Annotated in this window: 14 protein-coding genes; all 14 read left to right on the forward strand. The window is 38.4% G+C overall.

What is annotated here, in order from left to right; genetic code table 11:
• Positions 1-9 precede the first annotated feature (9 nt).
• The 14 genes from cobO (at position 10) to mraY (ending at position 14,046) form a co-directional block, all read left to right on the forward strand.
• Positions 10-552 carry a cob(I)yrinic acid a,c-diamide adenosyltransferase gene (gene cobO / locus E7L28_RS01310; protein ID WP_008714156.1) on the forward strand — a complete coding sequence of 181 codons (543 nt, stop codon included), beginning with the start codon at positions 10-12 and terminating at the stop codon, positions 550-552.
• 139 nt (positions 553-691) lie between these two features.
• Positions 692-1,081, forward strand: a complete 390-nt coding sequence (locus E7L28_RS01315) for a class II SORL domain-containing protein (protein ID WP_004696242.1) — start codon at positions 692-694, stop codon at positions 1,079-1,081.
• 319 nt (positions 1,082-1,400) lie between these two features.
• Positions 1,401-2,630, forward strand: coding sequence for an aspartate kinase (locus E7L28_RS01320; protein WP_004696945.1), 1,230 nt, complete (start codon positions 1,401-1,403; stop codon positions 2,628-2,630).
• Positions 2,631-2,637: 7 nt separating this feature from the next.
• Complete coding sequence (locus E7L28_RS01325; protein ID WP_004696238.1) at positions 2,638-2,955, forward strand: hypothetical protein; 318 nt, start codon at positions 2,638-2,640, stop codon at positions 2,953-2,955.
• Between the two features lie 140 nt (positions 2,956-3,095).
• Positions 3,096-6,005 (forward strand): insulinase family protein, encoded by a 2,910-nt coding sequence (locus E7L28_RS01330; protein WP_120055321.1) that lies wholly within the window; start codon positions 3,096-3,098, stop codon positions 6,003-6,005.
• A gap of 80 nt (positions 6,006-6,085) precedes the next feature.
• Positions 6,086-7,060, forward strand: a complete 975-nt coding sequence (gluQRS, locus tag E7L28_RS01335; RefSeq protein WP_120055319.1) for a tRNA glutamyl-Q(34) synthetase GluQRS — start codon at positions 6,086-6,088, stop codon at positions 7,058-7,060.
• Positions 7,061-7,192: 132 nt separating this feature from the next.
• A complete protein-coding gene (locus E7L28_RS01340) occupies positions 7,193-7,567 on the forward strand; it encodes a CoA-binding protein (protein ID WP_120055317.1) in 375 nt (124 codons plus the stop codon).
• Positions 7,568-7,576: 9 nt separating this feature from the next.
• Positions 7,577-7,897, forward strand: a complete 321-nt coding sequence (gene trxA, locus E7L28_RS01345; protein WP_004696229.1) for a thioredoxin — start codon at positions 7,577-7,579, stop codon at positions 7,895-7,897.
• A gap of 406 nt (positions 7,898-8,303) precedes the next feature.
• Positions 8,304-8,735 (forward strand): division/cell wall cluster transcriptional repressor MraZ, encoded by a 432-nt coding sequence (gene mraZ / locus E7L28_RS01350; protein WP_004696227.1) that lies wholly within the window; start codon positions 8,304-8,306, stop codon positions 8,733-8,735.
• Positions 8,736-8,744: 9 nt separating this feature from the next.
• Positions 8,745-9,677 carry a 16S rRNA (cytosine(1402)-N(4))-methyltransferase RsmH gene (gene rsmH / locus E7L28_RS01355; protein WP_316691862.1) on the forward strand — a complete coding sequence of 311 codons (933 nt, stop codon included), beginning with the start codon at positions 8,745-8,747 and terminating at the stop codon, positions 9,675-9,677.
• Between the two features lie 21 nt (positions 9,678-9,698).
• Positions 9,699-10,103 carry a cell division protein FtsL gene (gene ftsL, locus E7L28_RS01360; protein ID WP_004697156.1) on the forward strand — a complete coding sequence of 135 codons (405 nt, stop codon included), beginning with the start codon at positions 9,699-9,701 and terminating at the stop codon, positions 10,101-10,103.
• 55 nt (positions 10,104-10,158) lie between these two features.
• The gene (locus tag E7L28_RS01365; RefSeq protein WP_316711409.1) at positions 10,159-11,643 is read left to right on the forward strand and encodes a UDP-N-acetylmuramoyl-L-alanyl-D-glutamate--2,6-diaminopimelate ligase; all 1,485 of its coding nucleotides are present in this window, start codon (positions 10,159-10,161) and stop codon (positions 11,641-11,643) included.
• 1 nt (position 11,644) lies between these two features.
• On the forward strand, positions 11,645-13,003 hold the full coding sequence (locus E7L28_RS01370; RefSeq protein ID WP_004696219.1) for a UDP-N-acetylmuramoyl-tripeptide--D-alanyl-D-alanine ligase: 1,359 nt from the start codon (positions 11,645-11,647) through the stop codon (positions 13,001-13,003).
• A gap of 56 nt (positions 13,004-13,059) precedes the next feature.
• A complete protein-coding gene (gene mraY, locus E7L28_RS01375) occupies positions 13,060-14,046 on the forward strand; it encodes a phospho-N-acetylmuramoyl-pentapeptide-transferase (RefSeq protein ID WP_004697364.1) in 987 nt (328 codons plus the stop codon).
• The last annotated feature ends 12 nt before the right edge of the window (positions 14,047-14,058 follow it).

The raw sequence follows: 14,058 nt of genomic DNA on the forward strand, positions 1-14,058 counted from the left end.
GGAGCTATTATGGAAGAACGTGGATTAATTCTAGTTAATACAGGGAATGGTAAAGGTAAAACAACAGCGGCATTAGGCGTTGTTTTACGTGCTGTCGGACAAGGTTTCAAGGTTCTTATATTACAATTTATTAAGAGCGGCAATGGCTATGGTGAATTGGCAGGTCTCGCTAAACTAGGTGATCAAGTTGAAATTCGCTCTATGGGAAAAGGCTTTATTTACTATAAACGGGATGAAGTAGGGGAAGCTGAGCTTGCTCGCCACAAAGAAGCAGCACAAGCCGCTTGGCGTACATTAGTAGAGGAAGTAAACTCCGATAAATGGGATCTAATTGTTATGGATGAAATAAATAATGCCATTAATTATGAGCTTATCGATGTGCATTCTGTAGTGGAAATGCTTAACAATAAGCCAAAAAGGCTTCATGTTGTTTTGACGGGGCGTTATGCTAAACCTGAAATCATTGATATGGCGGATACTGTAACAGAAATGAAGGTAGTAAAGCATGCTTATGAAAAGGGCATAAAAGCTGCTAAAGGAATAGAATTTTGATTTAATTCAAAAAAATCGAAAAAAATCGAAAAAGAACTTGCTAAAACTATATCGAAAATGTATAATATAGTCATAAGCACAGAGGTGCTCAATATTCTTGACATTAAGTATGTATATAAGACTAACCAGGAGGTTAACTATGGCTGTACATGATTACATTAAATCTGGCGATTTCGCTACTGAAAAACACGTTCCTGTTATCGAAACAGTTGACACTGTAAAAGCAGGTGAAACATTCCACGTTACTTTATCCGTAGGTAAAGACATTGCACATCCAAACACTGTAGAACATCACATTGATTGGATTAAATTGTACTTCGTAGCTGAGGGCACTCAATTACCATTCGAAGTTGGCGCTATCGAGTTCAACGTTCATGGTGACGGTGCAACTGCAAACGAAGGTCCTGTAGCAGCAGTTTCTGAAGGTACTTTAGCAGTAGCTTTGAAAAAATCCGGTAAATTGATTGCTGTTTCCTACTGCAATATCCATGGCTTGTGGGAATCCGAAAAAGATATCGTAGTTGCTTAATTAACTAAAACAACTAATAAAGACCAGCCCTAGGGCTGGTCTTTTTGTATATCTATGTGTTCACATAGTTTAATAATGAGGCAAAGTTAAACTTTTAATAGTAGATATTTAATGGCATTATGGCTAATACATGTTAGGATTGTTTAATGCATATTCATAATATTATAGACATATTATTTGATTTTTAATGTCCGCATAAAAAGGAGTTTTGTATCACTCCAGTGGATTAATTGCTATACATCCCTTTACAGTGCTATTTGTTTGTGGTAAAGTATATGCATATTGATATTTAGTAAACATAGTTAAATGAGGGATTATTGTGGCCTTAATCGTTAAAAAATTTGGTGGTAGTTCCGTAGCTACACCAGAAAAAATATTTAATATTGTTGATCGCGTTCTTCGTGAGAAGCAAGCTGACGATAAAATCGTTCTTGTTGTATCTGCTATGGGTGATACAACTGATGACTTGGTGGCCTTAGCTAAACAAGTTACATCCAAGCCGTATGGTCGCGAAATGGACCGCTTGTTGTCTACCGGTGAACAAGTAACAATTGCATTGATGGCAATGGCTTTTAACGAACGTGGTCAGGAATCTGTATCCTTAACAGGTGATCAAGCAGGTATTACAAGTAGTGATACGTTTAATAAAGGTCGCATTTTGGGCGTTGATCCTAATCGTGTGTTTGAAGCTTTGGATGAAGGTAAAATTGTAGTAGTTGCTGGTTTCCAAGGTATAACTGAATATGGTGATATGGTGACATTAGGCCGTGGTGGCTCTGATACAACAGCTGTTGCATTGGCAGGTGCTATGAAAGCGGATGTATGTGAGATTTTTACGGATGTAGACGGCGTATATTCTACAGATCCTCGCGTGGCGAAGGAAGCTTTCAAATTAGAAGAAGTAACGTATGGCGAAATGCTTGAAATGGCACGCCTTGGTGCCGGTGTAATGCAACCGCGTGCCGTAGAAATGGGTTTCCGTTATGGTGTACCTATTCATGTACGTTCTACATTTAGTGATAAACCAGGTACTATTATTCGGGAGGATTATACTGTGGAAGCAAATAAACACGTAATTACTGGCGTAGCTGATGATACAAATACAGCAAAAGTAGCCCTTGTAGGCGTTGAAAATAAACCAGGCGTTGCAGCGACTGTATTCAAAGCATTAGCTGCCAGAAACGTTGACGTAGATATGATTGTTCAATCTATCCGTTCCGTAGGAGAACCAAAAACTGATCTTATCTTTACAGTAGCTATGGATGATGTGGTATTAGCTCGAGAAGTATTAGAAGAATTACAAAAAGCAGTAGATATTGAAGCTGTTAATATTGATGAAAAAATGGCTAAAGTTTCCATTATTGGTGCAGGTATGTTAGGACAACCTGGTGTAGCTGCGCAAATGTTTGATATCTTGAGCCAAGAAGGTATCAATATTGAAATCATTTCTACTTCTGAAATTAGTATTTCTTGCCTTGTTGCTGAAGATCGCGTAAAAGATGCTGTTCGTGTAATTCATAATGGCTTATTGTTAGATCAACGAGGTTAATCACTGCATGGATAGTCTACGTAGTTTTATGGATGAAATGCTCAATGACCAAGGTCGTAAGGAAGGTTTCATTAGCGATCTACTAGGAAATCTAAAAAATCAGCCTATTCCAACATTGGAACAAGCTCAAACTGGTTACACAACAATGAGTAATTTACATGGTATCTTCTATGATTACGATAAGTCTGAGGTTACTATTACTTACAAGGTTGTACCAGATATGTATCAACCATATACATTGAGTTTTATACAATTCGAAGCCGTGTTAGAAGGCTTATTAACCTTGCGTCGCAATCAAAAGTGGCAGATGCAACATAATAAATAATATGAACCCCATGGGAATACTTGCCTATGGGGTTTTATAATTCGATAATTATTCTTAACATCTATATATAGAGTCATCGATATGATATAATAAATTATTCAGAGAGAAATCATTATATTAGTATAGAAAGAAGGGACAGCATGGAAATAAATAAGGTTTATTCTGGCTTTCGCCTTGACCGTATTGAGCGCATTGATGAGATCAATGGTACCGCTTATGAAATGAAACATGAAAAGTCTGGTGCACGTTTAATTTATATTGATTCGCCAGATTCTAATAAAGTATTCAATATCGCTTTTAGAACAACACCACATAATAGTACTGGTGTAGCACATATTATGGAACATTCCGTTTTATGTGGTTCTCGTAAGTTTCCTTTAAAAGAGCCATTTGTTGAGCTTGTTAAGGGGTCTTTAAACACGTTCTTAAACGCTATGACCTACCCTGATAAAACAATGTATCCTGTAGCCAGCAAGAATGATAAAGACTTCCACAACTTGATGGACGTATATCTTGATGCTGTATTCTATCCACGCGTTCGTGAAGATGCGGAAATCGTGATGCAAGAAGGTTGGCATTATGAGTTAGATAGTGCGGACGATGAACTTACCTATAAAGGCGTTGTCTTCAATGAGATGAAGGGTGTTTATTCCTCTCCGGATTCCGTTTTAGAGCGCCAAATGATGCGTGAACTTTTCCCAGACACCACTTATGGTGTTGATTCTGGTGGAGATCCTGACCATATTACAGACTTAACTTATAAAGAGTTCCAAGAGTTCTATCGAGTTCATTATCATCCGTCCAATAGTTATATCTTCCTTTATGGTGATATGAATATTGAAGAGCAATTGGCATTCTTGAATGATGAGTACTTAAGTCATTTTGATGCTATTGAGGTTAATACAGAGGTTGGTATACAAACGCCATTTACGGAAGGTAAAGTGGTAAGTTATCCATATAGCGTAGGTTCTGAAGAGCCAACAGACAACCGAACTTTACATTCCTTTGCCTATGTGTTACCTGATGTAACTCCTGAGCATAGCTTGGCTTTTGAGGTATTAACACATGCATTGTTGACATCTCCTGCGGCTCCTCTTAAACAGGCTTTGGTGAAAGCCGGTATCGGCTCTGATGTGAGTGGTTATTATCTTGATAGCATTCGTCAACCTTTGTGGACCGTGCAAGCAACTGGTTCTAATCTCGATAAACAAGCTGACTTGCAGCGTATTGTGGAATCTACATTGCAAGAACTTTGTGATAACGGTTTAGATAAAGAATTATTAGAAGCTTCCTTGAATAGCATTGAGTTTGCTCTTCGTGAAAGCGACTTTGGTGGTCGCCCAATTGGTCTTGCTTATGTTATCCGTATGATGGATAATTGGCTATATGACAATGACCCACTTGAGTTATTACACTACGAAGAAGCATTAGTGAATATTCGCAAGGGCTTATCCGGTACGTACTTTGAAGATTTAATTCGTCAATCTATCTTAAATAACAATCATAAAGTGCTTGTTTCTATTTATCCTGAACGTGGTCTTCAAGAGCGCAAGGATGCAGAGGTTAAAGAATATTTAGCTTCTGTAAAAGCTAAGATGACTCCAGAAGAAATCGAAGCGATTGTAGAGCAAACAAAACGACTTAAACTTCGTCAAGAGGCTCCAGATAGCGACGAAGCATTAGCGTCGATTCCATTGCTTGAATTATCAGATTTAAATCCTAATATTGAAGAAGTAGAACGTCGTGAAAGTAAAATTGGCAATACTACAGTACATTTTGTACCTACTTTCACAAAAGGCATCAACTATGTAGGTCTTTACTTTAATTTAAGTTGTCTTACAGAAGATGAGTTGTTCTATGCCGATATTCTAAGTGATATTATCGGTCGTATCAACACATCTGAACGTGGCTATGAAGCATTGGCGAAAGATATCAATATGAATCTTGGTGGTTTAAGCTCAGATATTACGGCTATTAGCAAAGATGGTAAGCGTGATGAATTTACGCCTCTCATGATTGTTCGAGCTAAAGCCTTGCATTCTAAATTACCTGACTTATGCCGTTTGATTAACGAAGTAGTACAAAAAGCAGATTATAGTGACCATAGACGCTTGACCGAACTTGTTCAAGAAAGCAAAGCTATTTGGGATAATGAAGCGTTTCGTCGTGGCAACTCCATTGTAAGTCAACGTGTTATGGCACAAGTATCTGCAGTTGGTAAATTTAGAGATAATGGTAACTTCGGTTACTATCAAAAGATTAGCGAATTGGCTTCTAATCCTGCGGCATTACCATTATTGCCGGAAAAATTAGCTGATGTGGCTCGTAAGATTTTTCGTGCTAATAATGTGGATATCATGTTCGTTGGTGAAGAAGGAGAATTAGAAGCCTTTGAAAATCTTATGAAACCATTGATTGAAACCTGGGATACTACTGACTTAAGTAATGATACATTAAAAATTACACGTTTGTCTGGTAATGATGGTATCGTTACAGCTGGTAAGGTTCAATACGTAGCTCAAGGTGGTAACTTTATAGACCATGGGTATAAACACGTAGGCCCAATGAGTGTATTGGAAACGATTTTACGTTATGAGTATCTTTGGATTCGTATTCGTGTACAAGGCGGTGCTTACGGTGCCTTTGCAAACTTCTATGACGATGGTAATATGATTTTCTGTAGCTATCGCGATCCAAACTTGGTAGAAACATTAAATGTATATAAAGAATTACCTCAATACCTTCGTGAGTTTGCGTTGACTGATCGTGAGATGCGTAAATATATTATCGGTACTATGAGCTCCTTGGACTTGCCTATGACTCCTGCGTTGCGTGGTCCACGTGCGATGGGGATGTATTTTAGCGGTGCTAAACTAGAGGATAAGGTAGAGTTTCGTAAACAAGTTATCGCTTGTAAGCCAGAGGATATCGTTGCTTTAGCAGATGTGGTTGAACCAGTGTTGAAGGACAATCACATTTGTACAATGGGGAACGAACAAAAAATTAAAGACGCTGGTAAGGTATTCGATAACATTATTTCTCTAGGATAATCGTTTTATATTATTTATAGTGGCATATTCTGTGTAAGTTTACGGGATATGCCACTTGTTTTGTACTGTAGGAGGGCATCATGAAAGGTCGATTTGCTCCAAGCCCCACAGGATATATCCATCTCGGAAATGTATGGATAGCCCTCTTATCTTATATTTCTACGAAGCAACAAAAAGGGCAGTATGTTGTGCGAATGGAGGATATAGACATCCAACGCTCTAAACGTGAGTTAGGGGAAGCTCTATTAGATGATTTAGAGTGGCTAGGATTTGAATGGGATGAAGGACCTCGCGTTGGTGGCTCAGAATCAACATATTGGCAAAGTGAACGACAAGCATTTTATGGAGATATATTAGAACATCTTGCATCAGAAAAACTAATTTATCCTTGCTTTTGTAATCGCACGAGACTGCATTCTATTGCTTCGGCGCCCCATGTAGGAGAGGTAGTACATCGATATGATGGCCGTTGCCGTCATCTAGAGGATAAATTGATAAAAGAGTTTATGATGTCTAAGGAGCCATCTTTGCGTTTAGCCGTTAATTCCTGTGATATAGATTTCGTAGATTGTTGGCAAGGCTTTCAACATATTCATTTGGAAGGTGAATTAGATGATTATGTATTGCGTCGTGGTGACGGTATGTATGCCTATAATTTAGCTGTTGTACTGGATGATATTGCTATGGGGATAACGGAGGTCATTCGTGGAGACGATTTACTAGAGACTACAGGGCAGCAAATATATTTATATAGAACATTACAAACCAGTTTCAAATCTAAAAATATACAACTACCTTCTTATGGGCATGCTCCATTATTAATTGATTCTGAAGGGCATAGATTATCTAAGCGACAAAAGAGTATTACTATTCGTGAATTACGTGAAAATCAATGGTCTCCTAATAGGATTTTAGGTGAGCTGGCTATTGTAGGGGGGTTAGTTGAAGCTCATACATTAAGTCGTAGAGAAATCAGTTTATCTGAATTAATTGAGATTGATTTAAATGTACCTAGTCTTAGTCAGAAAACGATTGAGATACAAATTAAAGAATAGAGTAATAAAATAGTATTGATTTATGTTATAGGATGTTTGCTAAAAGAGAATAATTCTTCAACTATATAATTCGATATAATATATTGACAATATTCGATATTTATTTATAATAGTATATAAGAGGTGGTCGAAATGACAATTCAACAAGCTTTAGATCAAAAAGTATGGGCCGTTATTGGAGCTACCCATAAAACCGAGAAGTTCGGTTATAAGATTTATAAATGTCTTAAAGATCACGGATATGAAGTATATCCAGTCAATCCTAATATTGCAGAAATAGATGGAGACACTTGTTACTCTAGTCTTTCTGCACTTCCCGTTGTGCCTGCTGTGGTAGATTTTGTTGTACCAGAAGTAGCGGGGTTAGCTGCACTTGATGAATGCAAAGAACTTGGCATTTCTGTTGTGTGGTTGCAACCGGGGGCGGATAAACCATCTGTTGTTGAAAAAGCACATGCTTTAGATCTGCATGTCATTCAAGATTGTGTATTAGTTCAATTACCGTAGGAGGGTACAATGAGCGAATTAAAAGATTTAAAAACTGCTGAATATCAAGATTTAGTAAACCAAGGTGGTGTTACTGTTGTTGACTTCTGGGCTCCATGGTGCGGTTATTGCGTACGTATGATGCCAATCATTGAAGAAATTGCAGGTGAGCTTGAAGGTAAAGCTAACTTTGTAAAAGTAAACGCTGATGAAGAACCAGAATTAGCACGTAACTTACAAGTTGAAGTATTGCCTACATTCGTTATTCTAAAAGATGGTGAAGTAGTAGACCGTAAAATTGGTTTCTTGCCTAAAGGCGATCTTCAAGCGGCTATCGAATCTAAATTCTAATATTATAGATCAAAACTATATAAATAGAGGCAAAACCTCATCAATGTATTGTTGTACATTGATGAGGTTTTTTTGTGCTTTTTTAATATAGACCTAAATATATTTAACGTTTATGCATTACTAAACATAATACATTGAGTTGCTAAACATAATACATCTAAAAGTGGGGGTTATGTCCATTTAAGGCGTGGTATTTCATCATTGTGGTAGAGAGTGGTTTAAATTGATTAGTTTTAAATATTTAATCGAACATATGTATTGTAGAAAAGCGGAGAAAAATAGAGATCAAACAAGAAAAATATAAAAAAGTGGGATAAAAATGGATTTTTTGTTGTGAAAGGTGGGGAATTATGGTAGAATTTACCATATAGTGGTGGATAAGAAATAGAGAAAGGCGGTGATACGTATGTTCATGGGCGAATATAATCACACCATTGATACAAAAGGGCGGATGATTATACCTGCGAAAATACGTGAACAACTAGGCGATTTGTGCATCGTTACAAAAGGCCTAGATAACTGCTTAGCTATTTACACCGAAGAGGCGTGGAAGAAAATTTCCACTGCTTTACAATCACAATCTTCCACTAAAGCTAGCGTGCGTGCCTTAAAACGTTTTGTTTTTGGTAGTGCTGCTGAGCTTGAATATGATAAACAAGGTCGTGTCCTCATTCCTGTACCACTACGTGAATATGCAAGCCTCGATAAACAGGCTGTTATTGTAGGTGCTGGGGATCACGTTGAAATTTGGAGCCGTGAAAAATACGATTTCTATGATGAGCAAGTGGCTGAAAGTATGGAAGAATTAGTTGAAGGGCTTGAAGGGATTATGTTATAGGAGGCTATGATGGAATTTAATCATACTAGCGTACTCTTACGTGAAACGGTGGACTCCGTCGTAACTAATCCAAAAGGCATTTATGTGGACTGTACCCTTGGTGGGGCAGGACATGCTCATGCAGTGGGCGAGATGCTAGATCCAGAAGGCATGATTATAGGTTTAGATCAGGATGAAGATGCTTTGAGTGTAGCTCGACAGCGTTTATCTGATTTGAAATGTCAGGTGTTAACGATACCTACAAACTTTTCTAACTTAAAAGAAGCCCTCCAAAATGCAGGCATTTATGAAGTCGATGGTTTTATATTTGATCTTGGTGTATCCAGCTATCAACTAGATACTCCTGAACGAGGTTTTTCATATATGAATGATGGACCTCTTGATATGCGAATGGATAAAAATGCACCTCTCACGGCAGAGGAAATTGTCAATGAATATGACAGCGAACAATTACTGCAAATTATCCATGATTATGGGGAGGAACGATGGGCTAAACGAATTGTCGAGTTTATTGTTGAAGCACGTCAAGAAAAAAGAATTACTACTACTGGTGAGTTAGTTAGAATTATTAAGAATGCAATACCGGCAAAGGCGCGACAAGATGGACCTCATCCGGCAAAACGGACGTTTCAGGCCATACGTATTGAAGTAAATAGAGAATTAGCAATTTTGCATGATAGTTTTGTAGATGCTGTATCAATGTTAAAACCAAAGGGAAAGATTGGAGTTATTACATTCCACTCCTTGGAAGATCGAATTACAAAGCAAACTTTTAAAGAGTTAAGTACTGCATGTATATGTCCTCCACAATTACCTGTGTGTGTTTGTAATCACAAGGCAGTTGTAAAGGCAAAGAATAAGGCTATAGAGCCAAGTATAGGGGAGATTGAAGTTAATCCGAGAGCTAGAAGCGCTAAATTGCGCGTAGCAGTAAAGTTGTAGATTTGGAAGGGGTTAAGTGTTATGTTAGCGAGAAAGGCTGTTGTGGGCCAAGTAAAAGGTGATATGTTGGTCATTGCACAAGGGAGAAGACGTAGTGCAAACGTAGCTTTAGATTTAAGCCCTATGATGTGGCAAGTTGTATATGGTATTGCTGCATTAGTTGCATGCTTACTTATTATGATGGTTATGAATGCATACAGTACAAAGTTGGGCTATGAGGTAGTTAAAACACAGCAAGCTGTAGTACAATTAACAAAAGATAACGATGCATTGGACGTTGAAGTGGCTTCCTTGAAGTCTCCTGTACGTATCCAACAAATCGCAGAAGAACAACTAGGAATGGTTTTGCCTGATTCTTTTGTTTATAGCACAAAAAGCGCTGTTACTGAACGTAATGTACAAGAGAAACAGCAAATTATAGACTAGCAGGCGAAGCAGCTCGTATTGGGCTGCTTTCCTTTGCGTGTAAAGGAGATTGTATATGAAACACTTACAAGATATAGTAAAAACCTTACATGCACCGCATGTAGAAGGTAATACAGCTGTTGAAATTTTAGATGTTACCGCTGATTCTCGTGCTGTAAAAGAAGGTAGTTTATTTATTGCTTTAGATGGTGCTACTGTCGATGGACATGATTATGTTAATAAAGCTGTTGAGGCTGGGGCAGTAGCTGTATTAGTATCTAAACCTGTTGAGATAAGTAGTGACGTTTGTGTTATCACTGTTGGAGATACACGTGCGGCTATGATGGCCTGTGTGCCATACTTTTTTGATTATCCAGCCAATTCTATGCACATGATTGGTGTCACTGGTACTAATGGTAAAACGACTACAACTCATATGATTCGTCATATTTTGAAAGCTCAAGGTCATAAGGTCGGTGTGATTGGTACTGTTCATATCATGATTGGCGATACATCATATCCGATTCATAACACGACCCCTGACGTAGTAGATTTACAACATATTTTGCATCAAATGGTAGAAGAGGGCGTTACACATTGTGTAATGGAAGTATCTTCCCATGCATTGGCTTTGGGACGCGTATCTGGTGTTGAGTACGATACGGCAGTGTTTACAAATCTTACACAAGATCATTTAGACTTTCACAAAACATTTGAGAATTACTTGGCAGCTAAATGTAAACTATTTGAACAAGTTAGCAAACCAAACCAGATAAAATCTGGTAAGGGTGCTGTCATCAATATTGATGACGCCTATGGACATCGGGTTGTTGAAAAAACTACAGCCCCTATCATTACCTATAGTATTGATGGTAACGGTACATTGAATGCTCATGACGTTGATATGACGCCAAAGTCTAGCCGATACACGGTATCTTATGATGGCCATGACTATACAGTTGCAATGAATACGACTGGCTTGTTTAATGTGTATAATACATTAGCAGCTATTGGTGCCTGCCTATTGGAAGGTATTTCCATGGAAGACATCGATAAAGCGTTGAAAACATTTAGTGCTGTACCTGGTCGTTTTGAATTGATTGAAGAAGGTCAACCATTTGCTGTTGTTGTAGACTATGCACATACACCAGATGGGTTAGAAAATATTTTACAAACAGCAAAGGCTATTCAAGAAAATCGTATTATTGTAGTCTTTGGCTGTGGCGGTGACCGAGATGCAACCAAACGTCCTATTATGGGACGCATTGCGGCACAATACGGTGATGTTGTGTATGTTACATCTGATAATCCGCGTACAGAGGATCCTGTACAAATTGTTAAAGATGTGGAAGTCGGCGTTAAAGACGGCCTTCGAGAAGGAACTCACTATGAAGTTATCGTTGATCGTCGAGAAGCGATTCAACATGCAATACAACATGCAAAATCTGGGGATATTGTACTGATTGCAGGTAAGGGGCATGAGGATTACCAAATCTTAAAGGATAAAACGATCCATTTTGATGATCGTGAAGAGGCGCGAGCAGCCCTCAAGGAGATCTAATATGGCAGAATTTACATTGTCTCAAGTACTGGAGGCCACAAAGGGGACGAGTGCACATACCGATAATATTAAGTTTTTAGATGTGTCTACTGATACAAGAACTATTGAATCAGGCTTTTTATTTGTAGCCTTAAAAGGTGATACCTTTGATGGCCATGATTTTATCAATGCGGCTATCGAAAAAGGTGCTACAGGGGCTATCGTTGAAAAAGGACGTTCTGTAGAAGGTATTGCTTGCATCGAGGTAGACAATACTTTGGTAGCATATCAAAACTTAGCACGATATCATCGTCGCCGCTTTGATATTCCTGTAGTTGCTATTACTGGTTCCTCTGGTAAGACTACGACAAAGGAAATGGTGGCAGCCGTACTTGGCACAGAATTTAATGTATTAAAAACTGAGAAAAATTTTAATAATGAAATTGGCTTACCAAAAACACTATTGCGCTTAACTGCTGAGCATGAAGCCTGTGTTGTTGAAATGGGTATGCGTGGGCTCGGACAAATCGAAGAACTGGCCTTGATTGCAGAACCAACGATGGGGATTATTACTAATGTTGGTACTAGTCACATCGAGCTTTTAGGTTCTCGAGAAGCCATTGCCGAAGCGAAAGGTGAATTGATTCGTTGCTTGCCTGAAAACAGCGTGGCTATCCTTAATGAAGATGATCCATATGTAAAAGCTATGGATCGTTTAGCTAAGGGTAAAACTATTACGTATGGTATTGAACGGAATGCTACTTGTATTGGTAGCCATTTGCGCTATAAAAAAGACGGTATTAAGTTCACTTGTAAGTGTTATGATGAAGTTTTTGATATCTTCTTGCCTATGATTGGTGAACACAATGTATATGATGCATTGGCGGCTATTGTTGCAGGCCGAGTGCTAGGCATTAAATCTAACACAATTCGCAAAGGTTTGAGTGAGTTTAGTGGAACTCCAATGCGTCAAGAAATCGTTCCATTTGAAGATATTGTTATCTTAAATGATGCTTATAATGCAAACCCTTCATCCATGGCAGAAGCTATTAAAGCACTTGGCCAATTAGAAGGTAAGCGTAAAATTGCGATGCTAGGCGATATGCTCGAGCTCGGCGACTTCTCTGAAGAAGCACATCGTGAAATCGGCCATTTGCTTGCTGAAGAGGGTTATAGTGTTGTATTCACCTTTGGTGATGCTGCTGCCTTCATTGCAAAGGAAGCAAAAAAAGCGGGTTTAACTACATTCCGTTGTAACAGCCATTTAGAAATGGCCAACGCATATAGTGATATTCGTGAAAAAGGGGATGTTATCCTTGTGAAAGGTTCCCGTGGTTTACGAATGGAGCGCGTTGTTGAAGAATTAAAGGATCGAGAATAATAGGTAACGGCTAGTTATATCTAGCCGTCCTATTTATTAATAAGTAGAGGATTCATATGATAAATCACATTCTATTAGCCTTCGTAGCGACTTTCATCATTACGGTAGTGCTAGGTAAAATTGCTATTCCTATGTTGCGTTCTTTGCACGCACAACAAAGTATTCGTGAAGAAGGCCCTGAAAGTCATCAAGCAAAAGCCGGTACGCCAACAATGGGTGGTGCTTTCATGATGGTGGCCCTTGTTATTGGCGTGGCATTGTTTGCACCATGGAATGTGGGCACAGGAATGTTATTATTTTTAACACTGGGTCATTGTTTATTAGGTTTTTTTGATGATTTTGTAAAAGCTGTAAAAAAACGCAATCTTGGATTAACAGCGAAGCAAAAATTACTTGGACAATTTATATTGGCTGCTGTATTCTGTTATTGCATTACTGAGATTATGGTTGTTCCTACCACATTATGGATTCCTGTTGTAGATACACAATTACAATTGGGATGGGGTTATTATGTATTGGCATTTTTGATTATTGTAGGAGCTACAAATGCAGTAAATTTAACCGATGGTCTTGATGGTCTTGCTGGTGGTACATCAGCAGTGGCGGCGATAGCATTCTCTGTTATTGGTCTGATGGCTGCATCGATGACAAATTCTATTGGTGCTGAAAGTGTTGCGTACTTCGGCGCTATAATAGCAGCTGTATGTCTTGGCTTTTTGGTATATAATGTGAACCCTGCAAAAGTATTCATGGGGGATACAGGCTCTTTGGCATTAGGTGGTGCCTTTGCAGCAATGGCTATTTTAACTAAAACAGAATTGCTACTTGTGGTGATTGGTGGCATTTTTGTTATGGAAGCATTATCTGTTATTATTCAAGTTATTTCTTTCAAAACACGTGGTGTGCGTGTTTTTAAGATGAGTCCTATTCATCACCATTTTGAACTTTCCGGATGGGCAGAACAAACAGTTGTTAATCGCTTCTGGTTTGGTGGAGCTGTTTTAGCCATTATTGGTGTACTTTTAGCGACTATAACTTTATAAGATAATACTTAA

The organism is Veillonella parvula, assembly GCF_032575955.1.
GTDB classification, from domain to species: Bacteria; Bacillota; Negativicutes; order Veillonellales; family Veillonellaceae; genus Veillonella; species Veillonella parvula_J.